This window comes from Palleronia sp. LCG004, from assembly GCF_032931615.1.
Classification (GTDB): domain Bacteria; phylum Pseudomonadota; class Alphaproteobacteria; order Rhodobacterales; family Rhodobacteraceae; genus Palleronia.
This window is the reverse complement of sequence record NZ_CP136760.1, coordinates 130,579-155,154: the sequence shown is the minus strand read 5'-3', so window position 1 is coordinate 155,154 and position 24,576 is coordinate 130,579. Positions and strand designations below refer to the sequence as shown.

The 24,576-nt window shown below is 64.7% G+C and carries 21 protein-coding genes and 2 pseudogenes; 5 read left to right on the top strand and 18 right to left on the bottom strand.

The features are described from left to right. Positions 1-38: 38 nt before the first annotated feature. Genes RVY76_RS15220 through RVY76_RS15210 form a run of 3 tightly spaced genes read left to right on the top strand, consistent with a single transcriptional unit; the run spans position 39 to position 3,291 of the window. The gene (locus RVY76_RS15220; protein WP_317377101.1) at positions 39-1,775 is read left to right on the top strand and encodes a sulfate permease; all 1,737 of its coding nucleotides are present in this window, start codon (positions 39-41) and stop codon (positions 1,773-1,775) included. Continuing rightward, positions 1,772-2,686, top strand: coding sequence for an MBL fold metallo-hydrolase (locus RVY76_RS15215; RefSeq protein ID WP_317377100.1), 915 nt, complete (start codon positions 1,772-1,774; stop codon positions 2,684-2,686). The genes RVY76_RS15220 and RVY76_RS15215 overlap by 4 nt, the downstream gene beginning before the upstream one ends. Positions 2,687-2,688: 2 nt before the next feature. Beyond that, positions 2,689-3,291 carry a class I SAM-dependent methyltransferase gene (locus tag RVY76_RS15210; RefSeq protein WP_317377099.1) on the top strand — a complete coding sequence of 201 codons (603 nt, stop codon included), beginning with the start codon at positions 2,689-2,691 and terminating at the stop codon, positions 3,289-3,291. Here RVY76_RS15210 and RVY76_RS15205 read toward each other — a convergent pair. The 3 genes from RVY76_RS15205 to RVY76_RS15195 all read right to left on the bottom strand — a co-directional run bounded on the left by RVY76_RS15205 (position 3,269) and on the right by RVY76_RS15195 (position 6,769). Continuing rightward, positions 3,269-4,615 carry a sensor histidine kinase gene (locus RVY76_RS15205; protein ID WP_317377098.1) on the bottom strand — a complete coding sequence of 449 codons (1,347 nt, stop codon included), beginning with the start codon at positions 4,613-4,615 and terminating at the stop codon, positions 3,269-3,271. The genes RVY76_RS15210 and RVY76_RS15205 overlap by 23 nt on opposite strands. Then, positions 4,594-5,280 carry a response regulator transcription factor gene (locus RVY76_RS15200; protein WP_317377097.1) on the bottom strand — a complete coding sequence of 229 codons (687 nt, stop codon included), beginning with the start codon at positions 5,278-5,280 and terminating at the stop codon, positions 4,594-4,596. The genes RVY76_RS15205 and RVY76_RS15200 overlap by 22 nt, the downstream gene beginning before the upstream one ends. A gap of 412 nt (positions 5,281-5,692) precedes the next feature. Further along, positions 5,693-6,769: an aldo/keto reductase gene (locus RVY76_RS15195; RefSeq protein WP_317377096.1), complete on the bottom strand. Its 1,077-nt coding sequence runs from the start codon at positions 6,767-6,769 to the stop codon at positions 5,693-5,695. A 164-nt stretch (positions 6,770-6,933) separates the two neighbouring features. On the opposite strand from RVY76_RS15195, the gene RVY76_RS15190 reads away from it, so the two are divergent. Further along, positions 6,934-7,476: a TetR/AcrR family transcriptional regulator gene (locus tag RVY76_RS15190; protein WP_317377095.1), complete on the top strand. Its 543-nt coding sequence runs from the start codon at positions 6,934-6,936 to the stop codon at positions 7,474-7,476. A 196-nt stretch (positions 7,477-7,672) separates the two neighbouring features. On the opposite strand, the pseudogene RVY76_RS15185 reads toward RVY76_RS15190, so the two are convergent. The 15 genes and pseudogenes from RVY76_RS15185 to RVY76_RS15115 form a co-directional block, all read right to left on the bottom strand. Further along, a pseudogene (locus RVY76_RS15185) lies at positions 7,673-8,682 on the bottom strand (IS5 family transposase). Between the two features lie 65 nt (positions 8,683-8,747). Continuing rightward, a pseudogene (locus RVY76_RS15180) lies at positions 8,748-9,424 on the bottom strand (transposase); the annotation flags it as partial. Between the two features lie 136 nt (positions 9,425-9,560). Next, a complete protein-coding gene (locus RVY76_RS15175) occupies positions 9,561-10,295 on the bottom strand; it encodes a class II aldolase/adducin family protein (RefSeq protein WP_317377094.1) in 735 nt (244 codons plus the stop codon). Positions 10,296-10,309: 14 nt separating this feature from the next. Next, on the bottom strand, positions 10,310-11,743 hold the full coding sequence (locus RVY76_RS15170; RefSeq protein WP_317377093.1) for a carnitine 3-dehydrogenase: 1,434 nt from the start codon (positions 11,741-11,743) through the stop codon (positions 10,310-10,312). Then, a complete protein-coding gene (locus tag RVY76_RS15165) occupies positions 11,740-12,660 on the bottom strand; it encodes a 3-keto-5-aminohexanoate cleavage protein (protein WP_317377092.1) in 921 nt (306 codons plus the stop codon). The genes RVY76_RS15170 and RVY76_RS15165 overlap by 4 nt, the downstream gene beginning before the upstream one ends. Before the next feature lie 9 nt (positions 12,661-12,669). After that, positions 12,670-13,452 carry a carnitinyl-CoA dehydratase gene (locus RVY76_RS15160; protein ID WP_317377091.1) on the bottom strand — a complete coding sequence of 261 codons (783 nt, stop codon included), beginning with the start codon at positions 13,450-13,452 and terminating at the stop codon, positions 12,670-12,672. Further along, positions 13,449-15,488 (bottom strand): acetate--CoA ligase family protein, encoded by a 2,040-nt coding sequence (locus RVY76_RS15155; protein WP_317377090.1) that lies wholly within the window; start codon positions 15,486-15,488, stop codon positions 13,449-13,451. The genes RVY76_RS15160 and RVY76_RS15155 overlap by 4 nt, the downstream gene beginning before the upstream one ends. A 3-nt stretch (positions 15,489-15,491) precedes the next feature. After that, positions 15,492-16,652, bottom strand: a complete 1,161-nt coding sequence (locus RVY76_RS15150; RefSeq protein WP_317377089.1) for an acyl-CoA dehydrogenase family protein — start codon at positions 16,650-16,652, stop codon at positions 15,492-15,494. A gap of 81 nt (positions 16,653-16,733) precedes the next feature. After that, complete coding sequence (locus RVY76_RS15145) at positions 16,734-17,543, bottom strand: ABC transporter permease (RefSeq protein ID WP_317377088.1); 810 nt, start codon at positions 17,541-17,543, stop codon at positions 16,734-16,736. Beyond that, positions 17,540-18,349, bottom strand: coding sequence for an ABC transporter permease (locus RVY76_RS15140; protein WP_317377087.1), 810 nt, complete (start codon positions 18,347-18,349; stop codon positions 17,540-17,542). Before RVY76_RS15140 ends, RVY76_RS15145 begins: the two co-directional genes overlap by 4 nt. A gap of 64 nt (positions 18,350-18,413) precedes the next feature. Next, complete coding sequence (locus RVY76_RS15135; RefSeq protein WP_317377086.1) at positions 18,414-19,520, bottom strand: ABC transporter substrate-binding protein; 1,107 nt, start codon at positions 19,518-19,520, stop codon at positions 18,414-18,416. Positions 19,521-19,608: 88 nt separating this feature from the next. Beyond that, entirely contained in the window at positions 19,609-20,649 is a 1,041-nt protein-coding gene (locus RVY76_RS15130; RefSeq protein WP_317377085.1) for an ABC transporter ATP-binding protein, read from the bottom strand. Positions 20,650-20,733: 84 nt separating this feature from the next. Further along, on the bottom strand, positions 20,734-21,762 hold the full coding sequence (locus tag RVY76_RS15125; RefSeq protein WP_317377084.1) for a LysR substrate-binding domain-containing protein: 1,029 nt from the start codon (positions 21,760-21,762) through the stop codon (positions 20,734-20,736). Then, positions 21,704-22,438, bottom strand: a complete 735-nt coding sequence (locus tag RVY76_RS15120) for a class II aldolase/adducin family protein (RefSeq protein WP_317377083.1) — start codon at positions 22,436-22,438, stop codon at positions 21,704-21,706. The genes RVY76_RS15125 and RVY76_RS15120 overlap by 59 nt, the downstream gene beginning before the upstream one ends. Then, a complete protein-coding gene (locus RVY76_RS15115; protein ID WP_317377082.1) occupies positions 22,435-23,571 on the bottom strand; it encodes a TauD/TfdA family dioxygenase in 1,137 nt (378 codons plus the stop codon). The genes RVY76_RS15120 and RVY76_RS15115 overlap by 4 nt, the downstream gene beginning before the upstream one ends. A 117-nt stretch (positions 23,572-23,688) precedes the next feature. On the opposite strand from RVY76_RS15115, the gene RVY76_RS15110 reads away from it, so the two are divergent. Next, complete coding sequence (locus RVY76_RS15110) at positions 23,689-24,570, top strand: LysR substrate-binding domain-containing protein (RefSeq protein WP_317377081.1); 882 nt, start codon at positions 23,689-23,691, stop codon at positions 24,568-24,570. Positions 24,571-24,576: the final 6 nt, after the last annotated feature.

Below are 24,576 nucleotides of genomic sequence, written 5' to 3'. Positions count from 1 at the left end.
GGCTACGCCGCCGGCCCTTCTGAACAACCGGGACCACGATGATCCGCACGCTGCGCAGATACCTCCCCATTCTGGATTGGGGCCGCCGCTACGACGGGGCCACGTTCGGAAACGATGCGCTGGCGGCCTTGATCGTGACGATCATGCTGATCCCGCAATCGCTGGCATACGCGCTGCTGGCCGGATTGCCCGCCGAGGCCGGGATCTACGCCTCCATCGCGCCCATCATGCTCTATGCGATCTTCGGCACGTCGCGGTCGCTGGCCGTCGGGCCGGTTGCGGTGGTGTCGCTTCTGACCGCCACGGCGGTGGGGCAGGTCGCCGAACAGGGGACGGCCGGCTATGCCGCCGCGGCATTGACGCTCGCGGGGCTGTCGGGCGGGTTTCTCGTGATCCTCGGCGTCTTTCGCATGGGGATGCTTGCGAATTTCCTGAGCCATCCCGTCATCGCGGGGTTCATCACCGCCTCCGGCATCCTGATCGCGGCCTCGCAGCTGCGCCACATTCTCGGGATCGAGGCCGGGGGGCACACCCTGATCGAGATGTTCGCGTCGATCGTCTCCAATCTGGATCAGATCCATCCGGCCACCATGGCCATCGGGATTCCGGCCTCCGCTTTTCTCTTCTGGGTGCGGCGGGGCATGAAACCGGCGTTGCTGAGGCTGGGTGCCGGTCCGACGCTTGCCGATATCTTGACGAAGGCCGGGCCGGTGCTGGCCGTCATCGTGACCACTTTGGCGGTCTGGGCGCTGTCGCTCGATCGGGCGGGCGTGGCCGTCGTGGGGGACGTGCCGCAGGGCCTGCCGCCCTTCACCCTGCCGGGCCTGTCACCCGATCTGGTCCGCCAGCTCCTGATCCCGGCGATCCTGATCTCGATCATCGGCTTCGTGGAATCCGTTTCCGTCGCCCAGACGCTGGCCGCAAAGCGACGCGACCGGATCGATCCGGACCAGGAGCTGATCGGCCTCGGCGCGGCGAACCTGGGTGCGGCCTTCACCGGCGGCTACCCGGTGACCGGCGGCTTCGCCCGTTCGGTCGTGAACGATGATGCCGGTGCCGCAACGCCCGCGGCCGGGGCCTTCACTGCCGCTGGACTGGCGCTCGCCGCGGCGTTCCTGACACCGCTTGTCTTCTATCTGCCGAACGCCACGCTGGCAGCCACGATCATCGTCGCGGTTCTGGGCCTCGTGGACCTGTCGATCCTGCGTCGCACATGGGCCTATTCCAGGGGTGACTTTGCCGCCGTCGCCATTACGATCCTCCTGACGCTCGGGGCCGGGGTCGAGATCGGCGTGGCGACCGGCGTCGCCGTTTCGCTGCTCCTCCATCTCGTGAAGACCTCGAAGCCCCACGTGGCCGAGGTGGGCCTCGTTCCCGGCACGCATCACTTCCGCAACGTCGACCGACACAATGTCGAAACCGACCCGCATCTTCTGACCCTGCGGATCGACGAAAGCCTCTATTTCGTCAACGCGCGGTTCCTCGAGACGCTGGTCCAGGACCGCGTCAGCGAAGGATGCGCGCTCCGCCACGTGGTCCTCATGTGCCCGGCGGTGAACGACATCGACTTCTCGGCGCTCGAAAGCCTCGAGGCGGTGAACCGGCGTCTCACCGAACTCGAGATCGGCTTTCATCTCAGCGAGGTGAAAGGCCCCGTCATGGACCGGCTCGAGACGACGCATTTCCTCGACGCGCTGAACGGCCGCGTCTTCCTCAGCCAGTACGACGCCTGGTCCGCGCTTGCCGGGCTCCCTTCGAAATCCGCAGCAGAATGAAAGAGGCGAAGATGGACATCCTGTCGAAAGTCAGCCCCTCCACCGGCACCGGCTCCCCCCGTGTGGTGGGATTCTACGAACCGGTTTCGGGATCGTGCCAGTACATCGCCATCTGCGAGGCGACGAGGAAGGCCGCGCTGATCGATGTCGTCCTGAACTTCGACGCGGCGGCCGCGCGGACCTCGACGGACCACGCGCAATGGGCGCTCGACTATCTCGACCGCGAGGGGCTGGAGCTCGAATGGATCCTCGACACGCACCCCCATGCCGACCACCTGATGGCCTCGGCCTGGCTCAAGGCGCAAACCGGGCGGCCTACGGCCATTGGCGAGAAGGTACGAGACATCGCCGGCCTCTGGCGCGAGATCTACCACATGCCCGACGCCTTCGACCCCGATGCCGATTTCGACCGGCTCTTCGCCCATGGCGATACGTTCCGGGTGGGGGAATGCGACGGACGTGTCATGCTCTCGCCCGGCCATACGCTCGGCTCCGTGACCTATGTCATCGGCGACGCGATCTTCGCCCACGACACGTTCATGCAGCCCGATGTCGGCACCGCGCGCTGCGACTTCCCCGGCGGCTCGGCGCGGGATCTCTATGCGTCGCTGACGGCGATCCTCGATCATCCGGACGGGCACAGGATCTTCATCGGCCACGATTACGGCACGGACGGCCGTGATGAGCCCGCCTGGGAGAGTACCGTGGCCGAGCAGAAAGCGTCGAACAAGCATCTGGGTGGCGGCATCCCCGAGGACGAATATGTCGAGATCCGCGAAACGCGCGACGCGACGCTCGGTCTGCCCAAGCAGATGCTCCACGCTCTTCAGGTCAATCTGCGCGGCGGCCGCTTGCCGGAACCCGAGGCCGACGGGCACAGCTATTTCAAGATCCCGGCGAACAGGTTCTGAGAATGCCCGACTGGGATACGCGATATACAAGTGACGGCTACCTTTTTGGAACGGAACCCGCCACCGTCCTGCCGCGCCAGGCGGCACATCTGCCGACCACCGGGCGCGCGCTCTGCGTCGCCGACGGCGAGGGGCGGAACGCCGTCTGGCTGGCCGAGCGTGGCATTGGTGTCACCGCCTTCGATGCGTCTCCCGTTGCGGTGGAAAAAGCCCGTCGCCTTGCAGCCGATCGAGGACAGAACGTCGAGTTCCAAGTGGCGGATGCGGAAAGCTTTAACTGGCCCGACGCTGCCTTCGATGTTGTCGTGGGCATCTTCATACAGTTCGCCCAACCCGCGGAACGCTTGCGGATGTTCGATGCTATGAAGCGCAGCACGCGCCCCGGCGGAATCATCCTCCTCCACGGTTACACGCCGAAGCAGCTCGAGTTCGGCACCGGCGGACCGCCCCATCCGGACCATCTCTATACCGAGCGGATGCTGCGCGACGCCTTTTCCGACTGGCGGATCGTGACCCTCGACGCCTTCGAGGCCGACCTTGCCGAGGGCACGGCCCATGTCGGCCGCTCCGCCGTGATCGACCTCATCGCCCGCCGCCCGGCCTGACGTCGCACGGCACCGTCAGGCGCACTGTCTGGCCCGGTCGATCCGGCATCAACTCAAGCGTCCCGCCGAGCCGCTCCATCGCCACAGCCACGATGGCGAGGCCGAGCCCGCTGCCCGGGCCGCTGCGGCCCCGCACGAAGCGGTCCGTCGCGATGTCACGGATCGCCTCGGGGATGCCGGGGCCATCGTCGGCCACCTCGATCCGGCAGCGATGCGTATCGCAAGCGGCGCGAACTCGGACCGTGCCGCCTGCCCCGGATGCAAGAAGCGCATTCTCCAGGACGTTGCGGATTGCCGCATGAAGCAGGAACCTCGGCACCGCCAGGTTCGCCGGTATCGGCTCGGTGACGATGCTCACTCCTCGATCTGCTGCCAGGGATGCCAGTTCTTGCTCAACCTCGGAAACGATCTCGTCGAGCCCGAAGACCTGGGCGGGCAGATGATCGCCTTCTACCGTCGTCAGCTCCAGGAGTTGCCGGACGAGGCGGTCGGTCCGGGTTACCGAGGTTTCGATTTCTTGCAATGCCGCGCTCCGCGTCGCGTCATCCTCTGCCCTGCGCGCGACCCAGGCCTGGGTCTTCAACCCTGCCAGCGGCGTCTTGAGCTCATGCGCGGCGAATGCCGTGAAATCCCGCTCGGTCTCCCGCCGCTTCGCAGCGCGGGCGAACAGGCCATCCAATGCGGTGCGGACCGGGCGCAGCTCCGCCGGGGCGGACCCGGCGGGGAGAGGGCTGAAGTCGCTCGCCTCCCGTTCGCGCAACGACGCGGCCAGACGGTCGAGTGGCGCGAGACCACCGGCAATGCCGATCCAGATCAGCACCGCGAGCCCCGGCAGAACGACAGCCGCAGGCCAGAGGAGCCCTCCGATCACGTCCCTCACCAGCCGGTCGCGAACCGCCACGTTGTCGCCGACCATGACCCTCACACCGAGCGCCGGATTGACCACGGTGTAGACGCGCCACCGCTCTCCGTCGATCGAGGAGAAAGCGTAGCCCGTTTCGGTACCGTCGGTCAGACGTGTCTCCGGCGCCCCGCTCGACTGACCTATCAAGGCACCTGAAAGCGACCAGATCTGGCATGTGAGCTGCCTGGAATATGTCGCGTCCTCCGCCATTGGCACTTCGAAGGCCGTTGACGCATCGGCGACGTCGATCCGACGATCGGCGAGGAGTGAGGAAACCATCCGCGCCGATTCCGCAAGTCGCGCGTCGAGCACGTCTTCCACCTTCGCGCGCGTGGAATGCTGGATCCACAGGACCGCCGACAGCCATACCGCGACCGTCGCGGCAAGAAGCGTCAGGATCAGCCGCAGGCGGATCGACATGGGCCTCCCTCCGGTGCAACGCGATAGCCCACACCGCGGACGGTCTCGATGAACCCCGCTCCGAGCTTCGCCCTCAGCTTGTGGACGTGGACCTCGACCGTGTTGCTCTCAACTTCGCCGGTCCAGCCATAAAGCCGTTCCTCGAGTTCGCCCTTCGAACGGATCGTGCCCGGACGTTCCATCAGATGATGAAGGATGGCGAACTCCCGCGCCGAGAATCGCAGATCACGCCTGTCCATGAGCCCGGTCATCCGCCCCGGATCGACCGTGAGACCGTTCCAGGCAAGGCCGGGCGCTGCACGTCCCTCGCCCCGGCGCAGAAGCGCGCGAAGCCGCGCCCCGAGCTCGTCCATGTCGAAGGGCTTGCCCATGTAATCGTCCGCCCCATGATCGAGCCCCGCGACGCGATCAGCCACCTGATCCCGCGCGGTCAGAAGGAGGATCGGCACCGCGTTCCCTGCCCGCCGTAGCTCGACGAGGAGGTCGATGCCCGATCCGTCCGGCAGCCCGATATCGAGCACCACGCCCTCGAAGCCACCGCCCGACAGCGCGACCCGCGCATCGCCGATCGTATGAACCACGTCGGCCCCGAAGCCCCCGAGACGCAATCCCACGACCAGCCCATTCGCCAGAACCGCGTCATCCTCGACGATCAATACGCGCATTTTTGAAGCCTCCGGCAGGCACAGACCGTCCGAACCTTAAGCGAGGCTTAAGACCTTGGCACGAGCCGCCGCCGATCAGGCGATCCTTCCCAGAATGGAGAAGCATCCGGTGCCCCGCATAACCACTTGTTCTCTCTTTCACGCTTCGATGTTCGGCGCAGCGATGAACTGCATGGTCTCGACGTCAGCCCGCGGCGGTGTGGCGCACCGGGCAGCAGGAACGTAAGATCGGTTGCCGCTCGCTGCCCTCAATATCCGCTCGCCTGTCGGGTCATCGCTGCAGCACGGCTTCACAGAACCGGACGTCCAAGCATCGCGCACAGTGCCAATGCCCGCCTTGCGGCATTAAACGGCCGTTCCCGATCTTGCGCGAGATGTCCGCTTTGCATTTCATCCCGCGCCGCCGGTTTTCTCATTCCCCCCAAGCGGTAACCTCATGCCCACCGTAGAGCATCTTCCGGATCGTGGGAGAGGCGAGGGAGGAGGTGAAGCCGGGGGTCGGCGCGCTGGCGTCGTTCAACCGCTTCATCTGGTCGTCGTTCAGGCCGATGCTGGCGGCCGCGATGTTGCCTTTCAGCTGCGCCGCCGTGCGTGCACCTACGAGGGTCGAGGCAACGCCCGGACGTGCCATGGTCCAGGCGAGCGCCGCCTGTGCCGGCTCGCAGCCGAGCTCGGCCGCCACCTCCCGGAGCGTGTCGAGGATCGCCCAGTTGCGGTCCGTGAACTTGCTGTCGCCGAACGGATTGGCACCGCTCAGCCGGCCGGTATCGGCGGTATCGTCGCGTCTGTATTTCCCCGTCAGAAACCCTCCGGCCAAAGGGCTCCAGGGCATGACGCCCATCCCGCCCTCCCGCGCGGCGGGAAAATGCTCTGCCTCGACCTCGCGCGCGACCAGCGAGTATTCGAGCTGCATCGCGATCGGGCCCGGTACCCGGCGTTCGGAGGCGATCGTCGCGGCCTTCATCGCGACCCAGGCGGGCACATCGGAGAAGGCGTAGTGACGGATCTTGCCGGCGCGCACGAGGTCGCCCAGCGTCTGCACGATCTCTTCGACCGGCGTGACGCCGTCCCAGATGTGCATCCAGTAGAGGTCGACATAGTCGGTGCCGAGCCGCTTCAGCGACGCGTCCAGGGCGCGATGGATGTTCTTCGATCCCGCTCCACCGGCATTGGGATTGCCCCCGCCGCCCTCCTTGGCGGTCAGCGGGCTGCTGGACCCGTTGAAGCCGAACTTGGTGGCCAGAACGATGTCGTCGCGGGACCCGGTCTCGTGGATGAACTTGCCGACCAGCTCCTCGCTGGCACCGCTGGAATAGATGTCTGCGGTATCTACGAAATTGCCGCCCGCGTCGCGATAGGCCTGAAAGATCTCGCGCGACGCCGCCTCGTCGGCATTCCACTCGCCGGGGCCGAAGGTCATCGTGCCAAGGGACAACGGGCTGACCACCAGGCCGGAGCGGCCGAGAGCGCGGAAATTCGTGAGGGACATAAGGTGTTCCTGAGTTTCATATCGGTCGTTATATATTTACATGCGGATCTTGAGCGGTGAGGTCAACCGGTTTACTAACGATTGCTATGGAAAGCCCCTCTGAGCCACGCCGCAAGACCGGCCGCCCCTTGTCGTTCGATCGAGATGATGCCCTCCGGAAGGCGATGCTTGCGTTCTGGGAAAGCGGCTACGAGACGACCTCGATCAGCGATCTGACCGCCGCGATGGGCGTGACCGCTCCCAGCATCTACGGGGCGTTCGGCGACAAGAAGCGGTTATTCCTCGAAGCGTTGCGGCTCTATGCGGGCGATCCGCGCGATCTTGAGAAGGCGATGGATCTTGCCCCGACCGCCCGGGATGCCGTCGCGGGCATGATCGAGAATGCGGCGAGGCTCTTCACCAGCGACGCGACACCGCGGGGATGCCTGCTCGCCAGTGCCGCGGCCACCGGATCGAAGGGGGCCGCGGACGTGCGACAGGCCGCGGCCGGGGAGCGACGCGCCATTCGCGGCGTCATCGTCGCACGGATCGAGCGCGACATCAAACAGGGACTGCTGCCAAAGGCAACGCAGTCGGAGGTGCTGGCCGATCTCGCCCTTGCCGTGACGCAAGGCATGTCAGTCCTTGCCCGGGACGGTGCCGATCGAGAAACACTGCTGAAGGTCGCACATGCGTCGATGACGGGCTGGCCCCATCCGAAGGGTTGAGGACCAAGACCGCGAGAAGCCGATAATCGTTTCTATCGCAGCGTTAATCAGAGAGGGCTCGAAGCGGACTTCACGCAGCGCAGCGAATGGAAGGCCCGTCGAAAGGGTAACGTGTCGGGCCGCCCCAAAGCAGACATCAGAAGGGCGTTGTTGCGCAACTCATGAATGAGGCATGATGCCCCTTTCCCCGTCAGCGTTATACCACAAAGACGATAGCGGTGCCGAGCGCATTGCAACAATTGATGAGGGCGATGCGGATCTGGATTTCGGCGGTTTGCCGGTCCGCGCCTCTTGCGGCGATGCGCTAACAGAAAGCCTAGAGGCACCGCGTTTTCGCCTCGATCCGGCTCCGGTCATGGTATCCGGTCCTTCCACAGCCCGGCAGGCGCATCCGCAGGATGCTGGCGATGGGAGCTTCCAGAACGCCCTGTCATAATGCCGGGTGATGCGAAGGGTTTCGTTGCGGATGATTGCCGCCGGGCAGTCCTCTTTCCACGGGCGCTCGTTCTTGCGGATAGGGATGATAAGGCGTGGTCTGACGGTCGATGATGGCGGCGCGGCAACGGCGCGTGCCATACGCTCCATGCAGTGCCCGGCAGGCGATTTGCTGCGCAAATCTGCCGAGAAAGGGCAGTCGCGGTGCCGATCTCTTCGCCTTCGTGGATCTGGTTGAGAAATTCTGGTAAGATTGGGACTGTCATCATTGTTGCTAAAAGTGAATTCCATGGCGCGGATTTCAAACGGCGCGGCATCCATGACAAGATGCACCTTGCGCCATCAACGAGAGCCTTTAACGCCGTGCTTGAGCGCCTGCCGCTTTCCATCGCCCAGAAACTCGAGGCCGGTACTTTCAGCCAGCAGCTTGAGGACGCCATCGGCGCGTCTGTACAGGATCTGAATGGCGAGCGTCTTCTTCCGACGGCCGAGCGTCGTGTAGTCCGGCACCGCCCAGGCCCGCCAACTTCGGAAGGCCGGCGACCATTCCGATCGTTTGCCGGAGAGGCAGCTTGAACAAGACCTTGATGGTCAGACCGAATTGGATCGCAGCATTAGAGAACAACGCGGGGCGACTGGGCTGTCGTCGTGCGGCGCGAGCCACATCATCTCCTTGTCCAGCCAGATCAGTAGCGACCCGCGCTTGCGAAGCGAAGCCGTGTAGCTGGACCATTTCGTCGTGCGACAGCGGGCGGGTGCAGGCTGGCTCATGCACGCCGTCGAACCGCATGAATTCACGATGTGAATCCTTCGAAGACAGAACTCTGCAACCACTCCGTGTCATAGACACCATTGGCGATCACTGACCTGATTTCTTCGCCAATCGAGATCTGGCCAAGCAGGTCGGGCCGGACCGGTGCGTCACCAATCTGACTCCCGGTGATCTGGACGGCGCGGAACTCCTGCGTTTTCTCATCTATCCCGAGGCGGATCTTGCGCCACATACGCCATATGGGGCCGCCATGCTTGCGAGCGTGCCATTCGCCCTCAACCTAGGTCCCGGTACTGTCCATCGCCCGGCAGGGTCATGCGCAACATGATCACGAGAGGGGATCGGCACAACCAACCCTTGGAGCCACGATATAGGATGCTGAGGGCAACGGCCTTCCGGCGGTGGCTCAACGTGCTGAAGTCGGGTACCGTTCAGGCGCAAAAGGCTCTCGACAAACCAGGTCGTCTGCGAGAGCGCCGTGCCGAACAGCACCTTTATCAAAAGGCAAGTCCAGATGGCGGCATCATTATAAGTCCGCTGTAGGCCCCGCCCGCCTGTTGGCGTGGCCTTTCAGCTCATCCAGGGGTCAAACCAGATCGTCAGCGACCACCGGCTCATGAGCGCTGCAGGCAGGCAGGCAGGCCAGCCCATGGTGTTGCGCAGCGGATGCCGGGACGGGATGCGCTCCTCAAGATCGACATAGCTGAGCAGCAACCCCGTCACCTCGTCCGATCCGCGCATCGCTACCTCCGTCATACCGTGGTGGCGATGAATCACCTTCCGCAATGCGCGTCGCGAACCGATTTTTTTCAGGAGCCTGCCAGGAGGCATGGCCCCGTGGAAAGGTCCGCGCCGGGAATGCGCGAACCTTCATATGTCAAGCGCGGTAGTCGCTGCCCATCCCTTCGATCGAGCGCAGGTGGGCGTCCCACTCGAGTTGCAGATCGCCGTCTTCCTCGTTCATCTGCGTGTATTGCCCGTGGACCTGCGCGGCGATGCTCTCTTCGACCATGCGGAGCGGGCGCCCCGAGGATGTCGCTGCCACCTGGATCTCGCAGGACCGTTCCAGATAGAACATGTTGGAGAACATCTCGGCCGCAGTTCGCCCGGTCGCGATCAGCCCGTGATTGCACAGCACCATGACCGGGTGGTTGCCGAAGTCTGCCACGATGCGCTCGCGCTCTTCGAGGTCGAGCGCGATGCCTTCGAAATCGTGGTAGGCTGTGCGGTTGTGGAATTGCAGCGAAATCTGGTTGAGCGGCAGCAGCCCCTCTTCCATGCACGACACTGCCACCCCTGCGCGGGTATGGGTGTGCATGATCCAGGCCGCGTCATGCCGGTGCATGTGGACCGCCGAATGGATCGTGAACCCCGCCGGGTTCACCCGGTGCGGGCTGCCGTCGACCTTGTTGCCGTCAACGTCGATCTTGACCAGCGACGAGGCGGTGATTTCTTCCCAACGCCAGCCGTAGGGATTGATCAGGAAATGCCCATCCTCTCCCGGCACGCGGGCGGTGATATGGGTGTAGATCAGATCCGTGAATTTATGCAACGCGGCCAGGCGATAGCAAGCGGCCAACTCTTCGCGGGTCTGTTTCTCTTCAGGAGACATCTTTGTTCTCTTCCTCAATTGCGCTGGCCGACAGACCCGCCGGCGCCGGGCGCATCGCGCCCGGCATGGGCCGCAGCCAGGGTTTCGAGCGCCTCCGCCACCGCCGGCTCCGGCGGGCAGGCGCGACGGGTGTTCAGATCGGTATGCAGCATGAGCGTTTCGATGGTGGCCACGAGGCTGCCGTCTTCCTTCAGAATGCGGTGAAAGAGCTTCATCGTCTTGCCTGCCCCGTCGAGCACCTGCGTGGTCGCCGTCAGCACCGCCCCCCGATGCACCTCATCGAGGTACCGAATGCGGGTGTCTACGGTGAAGAAGCTCTTGCCGCTGGCAACGTAGGCATCGTCGGCACCCACCAGCTTCATCATGCCGTCGGTGGCCCAAGTGCCAAGCTCGAGATAGGCGGCCTCGTTCATGTGACCGTTATAGTCGGTCCAGGTCACCGGCACGGCGCGGCGCTGCGTGACCGGCAGTCCATCGATCTCGCCGCCGGTGTCCAACCTCTCCTCATGCGCGGTGATCACGCCCCCTGCGCCGCTGCCGGTGCGGCGCAGGCCCCGCAGGGTGGCGACCAGGTTGTCGTCGCGCAGGGTTTCCATCTGGGCGATGGTCATATGGCCGGACTGCGCGTCCGACTGTTCACTTATGGCCTGCACCAGCGCGGCGTCGAGATCGGGCACATCGGTGAGCTTGGACCAGGGCCAGTGCAGCGAAGGGCCGAACTGCTCCATGTAGCTGGCCATGCCTGCCTCGCCGCCTGCCAGACGATAGGTCTCGAATAGGCCCATCTGTGCAAGTCGCAAGCCGAAGCCCATGCGCATCGCGTCGTCGATCTGCTCGGTCGTGGCGATGCCGTCCTTGATCATCCACAGCGCCTCGCGCCAGATCGCTTCCTGAAAGCGGTTGCCGATGAAGGCATCGATCTCCGTCTGCATCTCCAACGGATACATGCCGATGGACTGCACCACGGGCAGAGCCTTGGCGCGCAGCTCCGGCGCGCCGGTGATCTCGGCCAACGGCAAGAGGTAAACCGGGTTGAACGGATGGACCACGACCACCGGCGCGCCGTTCGCCGCAAGGTCGGACGCCTTGAAACCGGAGGTCGAGGAAGCGATGAACCCGCCCTCGGGAAGATGCGCGGCGATCTGGTCGTAGACCTTGTGCTTCAGCTCCAGCCGCTCGGAGACGCTCTCCTGCACCCAATCGGCTCCCTGCACGGCCTCATCAAGCGTCGCGCAGAAGCTCAGCGTTCCCGCTGGCGGCAAAGCCCGGTCGTAGAGCGCGGGCAGCGAGGCGCGGGCCCGGTCGAGCACCGCGCCGATCTTGCGCGCAGCCTCCGGGTCGGGATCGAACACCGCAACGTTCCAGCCGTTCAGCAAGAACCGCGCCGCCCAGCCGCCGCCGATGACGCCGCCCCCGATGATCGCTGCTGTCCCGACTGGCGGGGTCATGCAGGCACCGGCATGTCACGCTTCACGAGGCCAAGCTGGTCGCGGACCTCCTGCGGGCCCATCGGCGAGGCACCCATGTTGGCAAGGATGTTCCCCGCTTTCTCGACGAGCTGCGCATTGGTCGCCATGACACCGCGTTCGAGATAGAGGTTGTCCTCGAGACCCACCCGCACGTTGCCCCCGGCAAGGGCTGCGGCGGCCACATAGGGCATCTCGTCCCGGCCGAGGCTGAACGCCGACCAGGTCCAGCCGGCGGGCACGTTGTTGACCATCGCCATGAAGGTGTTCATGTCCCCCGGCGCGCCCCACGGGATACCCATGCAAAGCTGCACCAACGCGGGATCCGCCAGCACGCCGTCCTTCACCAGCTGCTTGGCGAACCAGAGGTGTCCGGTGTCGAACGCCTCGATTTCCGGCTTGACGCCAAGCTCGGTCATCATCCGGCCCATGGCCCGCAGCATCTCGGTGGTGTTGGTCATCACGTAATTGCCATCACCGAAGTTCATCGAGCCGCAATCGAGCGTGCAGATCTCGGGAAGGCAATCGCGGATATGCGCCATGCGCTCGGTCGCGCCCGCCATGTCGGTATTGGCGGCGTCCAGATCTATCGGGCGCTCGACATCGCCCAAGGTCAGATCCCCCCCGGTCCCGGCGGTTAGGTTCAGCACCATGTCCACCTCGGACGAACGGATGCGGTCCGTCACCTCGCGGAACAGCGCCACGTCGCGGCAGGGCGCTCCGGTTTCGGGGTCGCGGACGTGGCAATGCACCACCGCCGCGCCGGCCTTGGCGGCATCGATGGCGGCGTCGGCGATCTCTTTCGGCGAGCGCGGCACGAGCCGGCTCTTGTCCTGCGTGGCCCCCGCTCCGGTGATGGCGGCGGTGATGAAGGGCTTGCGGTTCATTTGCAGGGTCATCTGATCTCCTTACCGGCCCTTCCAGACCGGATCTCGTTTTTCGGCGAAGGCGCGTGCGCCTTCCTTCTGGTCCTCGGAGCGGTAGAGCTTTTCCACCGTCTCGAACTGGCTGGCGTTGATGCGGTTGAGTGCGTCCTGAAACTTCATGTTCTCCGCCTCGCGCGCGATCTCCTTGATCGCGGCAAAGACCAGCGGCGGACCGGCGGCCAGCTCGTCGGCCATCTTGCGGGCCTCGGACATGAGATCGGCGGCGGGGACGATGCGGTTGACCAGCCCCCAGCGATGCGCTTCCTCGACGTCGAACCAGCGCCCGGTGAAGAGCAGCTCCATGGCGATGTGATAGGGAATGCGCTTGGGCAGCCTCAGCGTCGCCGCATCGGCCACGGTGCCCGAATTGATCTCCGGCAGGGCAAAGCTGGCGTGATCCGCGGCAAGGATGATGTCGGCACCGATCGCAAGCTCCAGCCCGCCGCCGCAGGCGATGCCGTTCACGGCGGCGATCACCGGCTTGTTGAGGCCACGCAGCTCCTGCAACCCGCCGAAGCCGCCCTTGCCATAGTCGCCGTCGGCTCCCTCGCCCTCGGCGGCGGCCTTGAGGTCCCAGCCGGGGCAGAAGAACTTCTCGCCCTGCGCGGTGAGGATCGCCACGCGCAGCTCGGGGTCGTCGCGGAAATCGGTGAAGATCTCGCCCAGCTCTCGTGAGGTCGCCATGTCGATGGCATTGGCCTTGGGCCGGTTCAGCGTGACTTCGAGCACCGCGCCGCGGCGCTCGGTTAGAACGTTCTGGGTCATTCTTCCATCCTGATCAGGGCATCCGCCGCCACCGCGTCCGTCGCGCGGCAGATGAGCGGGTTGATTTCGATTTCGTGCAGAGCACCGGCGTGCTGCTGCACCAGCTGTTGCAGCGCCATGGCCGTGTCGATCACCGCCTCGATATCGGCACCGGGACGGCCCCGGTAGCCGGTCAGCAGAGGCGCGGTGCGAAGGCTATGCAGCGCCGCCGCGATGTCCTCGCGTGCGGCAGGGATCAGCACCGAGGCGGTGTCGCGGATCAGCTCGGTCAGGATGCCGCCCAGCCCCAGCGTCAGCACGAAGCCGTGCGCCTGATCGCGCGTGACGCCGATGATCAGTTCGGCCACGGTGCCGGTGATCATCTCCTCGACGAGGAAGTTCTCGGCGGGCATCTTCGCGGCGGCCTCGGTAACCGCCTGCGCGCTGGAAAGGTTCAGCACCACGGCCCCGGCTTCGGTCTTGTGGGCGATGCCCTCGCCCTTGAGCACCACCGGGAAGCCGATCCGCGTTGCGGTCTCCGCGGCCTTGTCGGCCTCACCGGCGCGCCCCGACCCGGGAACGCGCACACCGAAGCCTTGCAACAGCGCCTTGGCCTCGGCCTCGGAGAACACCCGCGCCGCGCCGCGGCCATTCACCGGCAGAGTCACGGGATCGGCACGCGCATTGCTCCGTCCCGGCCCGGTAACGGCAGCCCGGATCGCACGCAGCGCGTCCCCCATGCCACAAAGCGGGACGATACCCATCTCGAGCGCCTTCATCGCCACCGGCTCCGGCAGCCCCTCGGAAAGCAGCGAGACCAGCGCCATCGGCGTGCCCGTCATCTCGCGGGTCTTCGCAACGGCACGCAGGACCTGATCGTAATCGGGCGCCTCGAAACGGTCGTCGCGGGGATAGTCCACCACGACGCAGCCAAGCCCGAGCTCCGCTGTGCAAAGCGCCGTGAAGGTCGCCGTCAGCGCCTCTTCATCGCCCCAGATATAGGTATTGTAATCCAGCGGATTGGCGAGCGCGACCTTGGGCCCGAGCGCCGCGCGCAGGCCGGTTTTCTGTGTATCGGTCAGCGCCGGGTAGGTGACCCCCGCGATTTCGCCCATATCCGCCATCAACGACGCCTCGCCTCCGGAACAGGAGGCCGAAGCAATCCTCGCAGAGCGCAGTCCGCCGGTGACATGCAGGATCTTCAGCGTCTCGATCAGCTCGGTCGGCGTGTCTACCTGTGCGATGTCCAGCCGCCGCAAGAGCGCCCGAGCACCCGCGTCCGAGCCGGTGAGCGAGGCCGTGTGCGACACTGCCGCAGCCTGCGCTTGCTCGGACGCACCGACACGCAGAGCGACGATCGGCTTGCCCAGTTCGGCGGCACGGCCGGCCAGCGCCTCGAAGGCAGGCAGATCGCTGATCCCTTCGATGTGCAGGCCGAGCGCGGTGATGCGCGGATCTTCAAGCAGCGCAATCCCGAGATCCGACATCGAGGTTTGCGCCTGATTGCCGGCCGCGACCACGGTGGCGAGCGGCAAGCCGCGCCGCTGCATGGTCAGGTTGATGAGCACGTTGGAGGACTGGCCGATCACCGCCACGCCGGTCTCGACCCGCGACATGCCGTGCCGATCGGGCCAGAGCGCCATGCCGTCCAGCGCATTGACGATGCCATAGCAATTCGGCCCCAGAACCCGCATCTCTCCGGCCGCCTCTACCAGCTGCGCCTGAAGCGCGTCGCCATCGACAAGCTCGGAAACCGCCTCCGAGAAGCCGGCGGCGAAACAGACCGCACCACCGCATCCCATGGCTGAGAGCTCGCGCGCCATGGTCACCGTCAGCTCCCGGTTGACGCCGATGAAGGCCGCGTCGGGCACGTCCGGCAAGGAGGCGAGGTCCGGATAGGCGGGCAACCCTCCGACCTCGGATTTCTTCGGATGCACGGGCCATATCGGCCCGGTGAAGCCGGTGGCACGGCACTGGCGCACCACCGCCTCGCACCATGTGCCGCCACCGATCACGGTGACGGCCTTCGGCGAGAAGAACCGGCCCAGTGGCGACATGGCTCAGGCTCCCAGCGGCCGGAAAATCTCCCGGCTGATGATGTGGCGCTGGATCTCGGACGTGCCGTCCCAGATGCGCTCCACCCGCGCGTCGCGCCAGAAGCGTTCGATCGGCAGTTCGTCCATCAGACCCATGCCGCCGTGGATCTGCAACGCCGCATCGGTGACGCGGGCGAGCATTTCCGAGGCATAGAGCTTGGCCGACGCGATCTCGCGGTTTGCGGGCAGCCCCTGGTCGAGACGCCAGGCGGAGGCGAGGGTCAGCCAGTCGGCGGCGTCGATCTCGGTGATCATGTCGGCGATCTGGAAGCTCACGCCCTGGTACTTGCCGATGGGCTGTCCGAACTGCTTGCGCTCGGCGGCATACTGCACCGCATGGTCATAGACCCGGCGCGCCCGACCGACGGAGTTGGTCGCAACGGTGATACGCGTGGCATAGAGCCACTCGTTCATCACATCGAAGCCGCCATCGACCTCGCCCAGCACCTGAGCGTCCGACAGACGGCAGTTGTCGAAATAGAGGATCGAGTTCTGGTAGCCGCGGTGCGACACCGAGTTGTAGCCACGGGCGATCTCGAAGCCCGGCGTTCCGCGGTCTACGAGGAAGCAAGTGATGCGCTTTTTCGGTCCGCGCGGTGTCTCGTCGACGCCGGTGGCGACGAAGACGATGACAAAGTCCGCGTGCTCTGCGCCGGAGATGAAGTGCTTGGAGCCGTTCACCACCCAGTCGCCACCGTCGCGCACGGCCGAGCATTTCATGCCCCGCACGTCCGAGCCGGCATCGGGTTCGGTCATCGCGAGCGCATCCATCTTCTCGCCGCGCACTGCGGGCATCAGGTACTTCTCGACCTGGTCACCCTTGCAGGCCATCAGGATGTTCTGCGGGCGCCCGAAGAAATGGGTAAGCGCCATCGAGCCGCGGCCAAGCTCGCGCTCGACCAGCGCAAAATCGACGTGGGACAGGCCCGGGCCGCCGACGCTCTCGGGAAAGTTCGAGGCGTAAAAGCCCAGATCGAGGCACTTCTGCTTGATGTTCTGCGCGATCTCGGCGGGCACCTCTCCGGTGCGCTCGACCAGCGACTCGTGTGGGTAGATCTCCTTCTCGACGAAACTACGGACGGTGGAGACGATCATCTCCTGTTCTTCAGTCAGTCCAAAATGCATGAGTCACACTTTTCTTTTGTGCGGAAGGTCCGGGGTGGGTTCGGTCCGCGCCGGGGCTGCCGGCGCGGGAATGGGGCGGGATCAGCGCGAGCGTTCCTTGCGCATCAGCATCGCGGCGCGGACGGCGACCAGCAGGGTCACCACGCAGATCAGCAGCACCGAAAGCGCGGCGATCGAAGGATCGACGTTGTCACGCAGTCCCATCCACATGCGGCGCGGCAGGGTGATCGTCTCGACCGAAGTGATGAAGAGCGTCACGCCGATCTCGTCCCAGCTGAGCAGGAAGCACAGGAAGAACGCGCCGATCAGGCCGAAGCGGATGTTGGGCAGGATGACCCCGAAGACGCGGGTCGGTACGTTGGCCCCCATCGACTGGGCGGCAAGGTCCATACGCCGGTCGAGCTGGCTGAGCGAGACCATGATCACCACCACCGCGTATGGCACGACCATGACCATGTGCGCCAGCACTACGCCGCCGAGCTTGTCGTAGGCGATGATGTCGTTCCAGCGGGCCATCTTGTTGAGGAAGAAATACAGCGTCAGCGAAGACACCACGGGCGGTGCCACCATCGGCAGCAGCACGAAGCCGGTCATCAACCCCGCACCGCGAGGGCGCAGCATCCAGATGCCGATGCAGAAGGCCGCCGCCAGCGCCACCGCTAGGAAGCTGGCCAAAAGGCCGACCTGCACCGATGTCAGAAGGCTCTGGCCCCACTCTGCGTCTTCGAAGAGCGCGGCGTAATGCCGCCAGGACCAGTCGCCATCCGGCAGCGAAAGGTAACGCCGCGAAGTGAAGCTGACCGGGATCACCGCGATCAGCGGCATCAGCAGGAAGACCGCGACGAGGCCCGAGAGGAGCGTGGCGATGACGCCGGGACGAAGCCTGTTCATTTCGCCATCTCCCCGTAGCGGCGCATCAGCACGTAGAGGATGCCCCCGACCCCGAGCATCAGCACCACGCTCATCGCGGCGGCCATGCCCCATTGCGGGATCTGGAAGATCCAGAGATAGATCAGTTCTGCCACCAGCACCGACTGTCCGCCGCCCAGCAGCGCGGGCGTCACGTAGAAACCGATGGAGAAGACGAAAACGAGCAAGGTCGCGCCTAGGATGCCGCTGGAGGTCATCGGCAGGAAAATCTGCCAGAAGATCCGCAGCCGCGAGGCGCCCATGCCGTCGGCGGCGGTCAGCACGCGTTCATCCACGTTGCGCATGGCCGTGGCGAGCGGGAAGACCGCGAAAGGGATCAGGTAGTGCGACATACCGACGACCACGGCAAACTCGTTGCGGGTCATCTGGATGGCGCTGTCGATCAGGCCCATATCCTGCAGCCAGGTGTTCAGCAGGCCACGGTTGGACAACATCGACAACCACCCGAACGCGCGGCTGAGCACCGAGATCCAGAACGGGATCATGATGCAAAGCTCGGTGATCGAGCGCACCAGCGGCGAGCCCCGCACCCAGAGCAGTGTGATGACGTAGGCGCAGCTCACCGACACGGCGGTGACCAACACGCACAGGCGCAGGGTCCGCCAGATTACGCCAGTGGGTAGATCCTCGGTCAGCACACGGCTGTACTGGGCCAGCCCTGGATCAGGGTCGGTGAAGCTCAGCTGCACGATCCCCAGAAACGGCAGCAGGTAGCTGACACCGAGGAACAGCAGCACGGGACATATGAGAAAGAGAAAGGCGCGCATGGGGTCTCCGGTCCGCCGCCCGGGTCAAGGGCGGCGGTCGTTGAAAATCAGGCGGAGGCGTTGATCAGGCCGAGATGATCTGAAGATAGGCGTCGAGCGCGGCGCCGTAGTTTTCTTCGTACCAGTCGGTGTCCAGAGCGATCTGTTTCGGCCTGTTCTCGGGGTCCATCGCGTTGAAGCGGCGCTCGTCCTCGGGGATCAGCGCATCGGCCGCCGGGTTCGACGGCGCGTTGCCGAGCATCTGGAACAGGACCACCTGACGCTCTGGGTCCTGCGTGGCGGCGATGTAGCGCATCGCGGCCTCGGTGCCGCCGGGGTTACCCTTGAGCACGCCGATCCCGCCCGGCCCGATGATGCCGTCCTGCCAGGTGAAGGTGATCTCGCCCTCGGTGTCCTTGTGCAGCAGGCTTGCGCGGGTGTTCCAGATCAGCGCCATCGACACGTCGCCGTTCAGCAGCAGCGACTGGCTTTCGGCACCGCCGCCCCAGAAGGCGCCGATGTGCTCCTTGAAGCCGTCGATCTTGGCATGGGCACGCTCGAGGTCGAGCGGATAGAGATCCTCTGGCGCCACGCCATCGGCCAGCAGAGCCGCTTCCCACATGCCCGCGCCCCACTTGTACATGGATCGCTTGCCGGGGAACTTCTCGGTGTCGAAGAAATCGGCGATCGAGGTGGGCGGCTCGTCGAACTGCGTCGCATCGTAGGCGATGACGTAGCTGTAGAAATAGCAGGACGAGCTGTATTCCCAGCCGAAGCCCTCACGCTGCTTGGATTCGTCAACGATGTCGTAATCGATGGGCTCCATCAGCCCCTTGCGTCCAAGCGCCTGCGACGTGAACGGATCCGCGTCCACGAGGTCCCAGGACGGGTTGCCGCCCTGTACCTGCGCAGTGATCGCACCCTCGGTCGGGCCGGAGCCGTCGTAGAGTACCTCGATACCGGTCTCTTCGGTGAACGGGGTACCGAAGGCCTCGTCCATCGCATCGAGTGCATCGCCGCCCCAGTTGACAAAAACCAGCCGGCCGTCCTGCGCCTTTGCCGCGCCCGCGCCGAGCGCGGTGGTGCCCAGCAGAGCCGCAAAGCCCTGCAGCATCTGGCGGCGCGAGATTTGCCCCTTGGCGGCGCGTTCTTTCAGGATCTCCGCAAGGTCGTTCTGAAAATGAGTGTTCATTAGTCTTACCTGTTGCGTTTTATTATCCGGGTCTCGTCGTCCCGAGGCGACCTGCGCCGCCGGTCGGGGATTTGTCGTGTGACCGAAGTCAGATGGCGAAGCTGTCGCCGGTGTTCCATGCCACACGAAGTTCGGTGCCAGGATCGGGCGGCGGCACTCCGGGGCCGTTGTCGAAATAGAGCATCAGCTCTTCACCCGCCCGGGTTTCCAGCAGCAGCCGAGATTTCGAGCCGAGATAGACCCGGTCGCGCATCGTTACCGGCAGCTGGTTGGTGTCAGTGTCAGTGGCAAGGCGCATGTGTTCGGGGCGGATCGCCAGCGTGTCGAAGGCACCCGAATTGGTTGGCAGCTCGATCGGCGCGCCGGAAAGACCCGCAAGCGACAGGATGTTGATGTCACCGAGGAATTCCGCGGTGAAGCGGTTGGCGGGGCGCTCGTAGACCTCGGCCGGTGTGCCGATCTGTTGCAGCTCACCCTCGTTGAAGATCGCCACGCGGGACGACAGGGCCAGCGCCTCTTCCTGGTCGTGAGTGACGAAGACGAAGGTCGTGCCCAGCTCGCGGTGCAGGCGGCGTAGTTCTTCCTGCATCTGCCCGCGCAGGTTCTTGTCGAGGGCAGAGAACGGCTCGTCAAGCAGCAGCACCTTGGGCTCGTAGGCCAGCGCCCGGGCCAGTGCGACCCGCTGCTGCTGCCCGCCAGAAAGCGCCTTGGGCTTCTTGTGGGCGTGACCGTCTAGGCCGACCATCTCGACCATCTGCGCGACGCGGTTGGCAATATGCGACTTGCTGCGCTTCTGCACCCTCAGCGGGAAGGCAATGTTCTCGGCCACGGTAAGATGCGGAAACAGGGCATAGCCTTGGAACACCATGCCGAAACCGCGCTGGTTGGCCGACCAGGTGGTCATGTCCTGCCCTTCGAGAAACAGCTGGCCCGAAGTCACCGGCTCGTATCCGCCAAGCAGTGTGAGGAAGGTGGTCTTGCCCGAGCCCGATGGACCGAGCAGGGAGAGAAACTCGCCTTCCGAGACCCCGAGGGAAACATCTCGCAAAGCGTGGAACTTCCCGAATTTTTTTCCGACCGAACGTGTTTCGATCTGCGTTGTGTCTGACACAATCGCCTCGCTCTTCATTCCTGTCCGTTGTGGTCTAAGGGTGCGGGGCGAAGAGGTGAACTGCAAATGAAACTCGTTCAGAGCCGTGACAAATTTCCTTTGTCACACCCTGCGAGGGGAGCTGAGCCTGCTAAATTCTACCCTTGATTTCAGCCACTTATGAAACTCTTCAACAATGGGATTTTCGATATTTTCCTTGGGTGTGCAAACGAAATAACCGGTGTCTGCGTGCAAAGAAGCCGAGAAAGGTCGCATCAGACGCCCTTCGCGCAGATCTTTTCCCCAGAGAACCGTATCGCCGATGGCGATCCCCTCCCCGGCTAGAACCGCCGTATGGACGATGTTCATGTCCGAGTAGCAGATGCCGCGCCGGGCATCCTCGGACGGCAACCCCGAGAGGGCCATCCAGTCCTCCCAGTCGGTGAAATCGGTGATGTGCAACAGTGTCGCTTGCTGCAAGATGCGCAGGTCGTTGAAACTCTCGAACCGGCTGAGATAGGCCGGGCTGCACAGTGGCGTGAACTCGACCGCGAAGAGCGGCTCGGTCCTGAGGTTGGCGCGCGGCTCGTGCCCGAACGTGATGAAGGTGTCGATCTCGGGATTGGTGGTGTCGGCCATCTTGTGTGAGCTCAGCACGGTCACCACCACGTCGGGATGCTCGGCGATGAAATCGCCCAGATGCAGACACAGCCAGCCATCGGCAAAGCCGGGTGTGGCGCTGATCGTCAGCGAGCCGGTCAAACCCTCCTGCGCCACCCGCGCGGTGGAGGTGGCGATCATGCTGAGCGCACGGCGCACGTCCTCGGCATAAGCACGGGCGCGGGGCGTGATTTCGGATTTGTTGCCGGTGCGTTCGACAATTTTGAAACCGAGATCGGCCTCGAGCAGCCGCAACTGGTGGCTGATCGCGCTGCGCGTAACGTTCAGCTCGGCAGCGGCACGCCAGAGGGCACCGTTGCGGGCGACACTCTCGATGGCACGCAGCGCCTGGATGGAGGGGTAGCGTTTGATGACAGGCCTCGCGCGTGGATGCCCCCGCTGGATACACCGGCGGGGGCCTGCATGCGAGCGCTCAGAGCGCCGGGAGTTGCGACTTGAGAAAGTCGAAATGCCGTTCTGCCATTCCGGCATAGGTCCGCCAGCCGTCGACGGTGTTCTGCGCCACCGCATCCGAAAGCACCGACAACGGTGCGCCAGTTGACCGGGCCAGGATCAGCGTCTGCGCCGCCTTCTCGAAGAAATAGAGATCCTCGAAGGCCGCCGCGACGGTCTCGCCCGTCACGGTGACGCCATGGTTGCCCATCACCAGCACGCTGTTGTCGCCCAGCGAGTCCGCCAGCCGCTCGCCCTCTTCCTCGGCATCGGCAATTCCGCCGAAGTCGAGATCATAGGACGTGCGCCCGTAGAATCGTGCGGTGTTATTGTCGATCGGCACGATGGTCGGGTCCTTCAGGCAAGCCAGCGCCGTTGCGTAAGGCGAATGCGCGTGCAGGATCACCCTTGCTTCGGGTTTCTTGCGGTGCAGCGTTCCATGCACGCACCAGGCTGACGCGTCGGGCGTACCCTCCCCCTCGACCACCCGCCCGTCACGGACATCGATCCGGAGAAGGTCCTCGGGACGGATCGTCGCGAAGTGCTGCCAGCAGGGATTCAGCAGAAACTCGTGTTCGCTGACGGCCGCGCTGAAATGGTTGCCGACCGACTCGCTCCAGCCCATCTGGTGGCAGATGCGGAAGGCCGCCGAGAGATCCTGGCGCAAAGCGTCAGTCTCCCCGACGCTCCCGGTCGTCTGGGTCAGGTCTTTCATTTGAAACGCCCCTCGCTCACCAGCGCACGGTAGGTGGACCGCATCTCGGCTCGGTCCGTGTAGGTGCCGCGCAGGTAGCGGTCGCCGCTTTCGGCCGTGTAGGCTGCGCGGCCGTGTACGATGCGGTGGTTGTCGAAGACCATGCATTCGCCAGCCTTCATCAGGAAGGTCATCATGTACTTCTCTTCCTGCAGCATCTTCCCGAAGCGGCAGAAAGCCGGGTACCAGCTGTCCAGAAGTTCCTGATCCAGGTCCGAGATGTCCAGCATGTGCTGACTGATGGTCAGGCCCGAGACCTCACCGTGCTGGTCCAGCTCGATGATCGTCTGGCGCGAGCGCATGTCGTAGGTGTCGTGTTCGCAAAAGAACGGCACCGGGGTCTCCGAGAGCACCTTGAACCCTTCGGGATCGCGCGCCCGGAAGTCGTTGGCAACGGCCACGCCATCCGCGTAGAGGCTGTTGCCGCCTTCCACCGTGTTGGCGCGGCAATGCAGGAACTGAACGCCCGGCGCGTGCTCCTCGGCGGGCGTGTCGGTGTGCAGTTCCAGCGCCGATGCGGTGTAGGCCGTGTTGGTCGGGTTGATGTGGGTCCTCACGTCGAAGTAGTCGCCGAAGAAGGTCGGGCGGACACGCCCGATCATCTCGGCGGTCTTGGTAAGACCTTCGTCGCTGTCGGGCATGTCGGTGAGGATCACGAAGCCCTCGACCAGCAGCGCCTCGATCCACTTCGCCCGCAATGCGGGGTCCGCCAGCAGCTCGGGCTGGCTGAAGCGCGGCACGTTCGGGTAATGGTCGCCGTACCACGCCCTGCGCGGCAGGTCGGCGGGATCGGGGCGGCGCTGCGGGGTCTTGTAAGCCTCGAGCCACGCCAGCGGGAATCGCGTCACGTGGTCTTCGCTTTCCCACGAAATTTCCAGAACGTCGCCGGTCACCTCGGCGGTCTTCGCCTTGGGCGCGGTATCGAGGTGGAAGATGTCGAAGCTGCGCTCGCGCGTGGAGCTGTTGAACGAGCTGGGGCAGTTGTCGCGCAGCCAGTGATAGTTGAAGTAATGAGCTTTCCCGTCGGAGAGAAGAAGCTCCAGACCCTTGTCCCTTAGGACCGGATCGGCAGCGGGGGAGGTCATGACATTCATGCGTGATTCCAGGTTATTGGAGTGAATTTGGAGGTTTCTGCAAGGAAGCATTCCACGTCTTCCTTTCCGCCAAAAGCCGGATTACCGTGAAGTTAACTTAAGTCCGGGATTAACTTGATGGATCGCCTGCCCCCATTGCGCCTGCTGACCACCTTCGAGGCCGTCGCCCGGCACGGTTCGGCGGGGCTCGCCGCCGCCCGGCTCAACGTGAGCGCGTCCGCGGTAAGCCAGACCGTCAAAGCGCTCGAGGATCATATCGGCACCTCTCTCCTCGACCGCGGCACTCGTCCCGCGCAGCTGACAGAGGCGGGCGAGCTCCTCGCGCGTGCGGTACGTGACGGGCTGGGACAGATCGCGGCGGCGCTGGAGGACATCCGGGCACTCAGCGGGCAGGACGGTGCCCAGCTGACAGTGTCCTGCACATTGGGCATGGCCACCTATTGGCTGATGCCACGCCTGCCTGATTTCTACGCCGCGCACCCGGATGTGACCGTGAACGTACAAGCTCCGGCAACCGACCTGCCGCATCTGTCCCCCGGCGTCGACGTCGCCATCCGCTACGGCACCGGCGGCTGGAGCGAGGGCACGACGGTGAAGCTGTTCGACGAACGCGTCTGCCCGGTGGCGGCACCCCAACTGCTCGAAAGCCTTCTCGGGAAGGGAGTTGATCTTGATGCGGCGCCACTCATTCACGTGCGCAGCCCGCACAACCAGCATTGGGCCGGCTGGGAGGAATACCTGCGCACCCGGCGGATCGAACGCAGCCGGCTGTCGGGGCAAACGTTCAACAACTATGTGCAGGCCGCACAGGCGGTCCTGGACGGGCGCGGTGTCATGTTGGGCTGGCGCTCCATTGCCAGCGGTGCGGTCCGCGAGGGGGCGCTGCGCATGTGGCCGGACGGAGAGCTTGATCTCGGCACATCCTACTACGTGACCGGACCTCGACGACCGTCGGGGCCCGCGCTGGCTTTCCTGGAATGGATTATCGGCAATGAGTGATCTGCC

Coding starts and splice junctions, on each gene's coding strand:
- RVY76_RS15175 (WP_317377094.1), bottom strand. CDS start 10,295: ATGTCTCCTGAAGAGAAACAGACCCGCGAAGAGTTGGCCGCTTGCTAT.
- RVY76_RS15110 (WP_317377081.1), top strand. CDS start 23,689: ATGGATCGCCTGCCCCCATTGCGCCTGCTGACCACCTTCGAGGCCGTC.
- RVY76_RS15140 (WP_317377087.1), bottom strand. CDS start 18,349: ATGCGCGCCTTTCTCTTTCTCATATGTCCCGTGCTGCTGTTCCTCGGT.
- RVY76_RS15155 (WP_317377090.1), bottom strand. CDS start 15,488: ATGTCGCCACTGGGCCGGTTCTTCTCGCCGAAGGCCGTCACCGTGATC.
- RVY76_RS15170 (WP_317377093.1), bottom strand. CDS start 11,743: ATGACCCCGCCAGTCGGGACAGCAGCGATCATCGGGGGCGGCGTCATC.
- RVY76_RS15145 (WP_317377088.1), bottom strand. CDS start 17,543: ATGAACAGGCTTCGTCCCGGCGTCATCGCCACGCTCCTCTCGGGCCTC.
- RVY76_RS15200 (WP_317377097.1), bottom strand. CDS start 5,280: ATGCGCGTATTGATCGTCGAGGATGACGCGGTTCTGGCGAATGGGCTG.
- RVY76_RS15220 (WP_317377101.1), top strand. CDS start 39: ATGATCCGCACGCTGCGCAGATACCTCCCCATTCTGGATTGGGGCCGC.
- RVY76_RS15130 (WP_317377085.1), bottom strand. CDS start 20,649: ATGAAGAGCGAGGCGATTGTGTCAGACACAACGCAGATCGAAACACGT.
- RVY76_RS15115 (WP_317377082.1), bottom strand. CDS start 23,571: ATGAATGTCATGACCTCCCCCGCTGCCGATCCGGTCCTAAGGGACAAG.
- RVY76_RS15135 (WP_317377086.1), bottom strand. CDS start 19,520: ATGAACACTCATTTTCAGAACGACCTTGCGGAGATCCTGAAAGAACGC.
- RVY76_RS15215 (WP_317377100.1), top strand. CDS start 1,772: ATGAAAGAGGCGAAGATGGACATCCTGTCGAAAGTCAGCCCCTCCACC.
- RVY76_RS15150 (WP_317377089.1), bottom strand. CDS start 16,652: ATGCATTTTGGACTGACTGAAGAACAGGAGATGATCGTCTCCACCGTC.
- RVY76_RS15190 (WP_317377095.1), top strand. CDS start 6,934: ATGCTTGCGTTCTGGGAAAGCGGCTACGAGACGACCTCGATCAGCGAT.
- RVY76_RS15125 (WP_317377084.1), bottom strand. CDS start 21,762: ATGCCGGAATGGCAGAACGGCATTTCGACTTTCTCAAGTCGCAACTCC.
- RVY76_RS15195 (WP_317377096.1), bottom strand. CDS start 6,769: ATGTCCCTCACGAATTTCCGCGCTCTCGGCCGCTCCGGCCTGGTGGTC.
- RVY76_RS15120 (WP_317377083.1), bottom strand. CDS start 22,438: ATGAAAGACCTGACCCAGACGACCGGGAGCGTCGGGGAGACTGACGCT.
- RVY76_RS15160 (WP_317377091.1), bottom strand. CDS start 13,452: ATGACCCAGAACGTTCTAACCGAGCGCCGCGGCGCGGTGCTCGAAGTC.
- RVY76_RS15210 (WP_317377099.1), top strand. CDS start 2,689: ATGCCCGACTGGGATACGCGATATACAAGTGACGGCTACCTTTTTGGA.
- RVY76_RS15165 (WP_317377092.1), bottom strand. CDS start 12,660: ATGACCCTGCAAATGAACCGCAAGCCCTTCATCACCGCCGCCATCACC.
- RVY76_RS15205 (WP_317377098.1), bottom strand. CDS start 4,615: ATGTCGATCCGCCTGCGGCTGATCCTGACGCTTCTTGCCGCGACGGTC.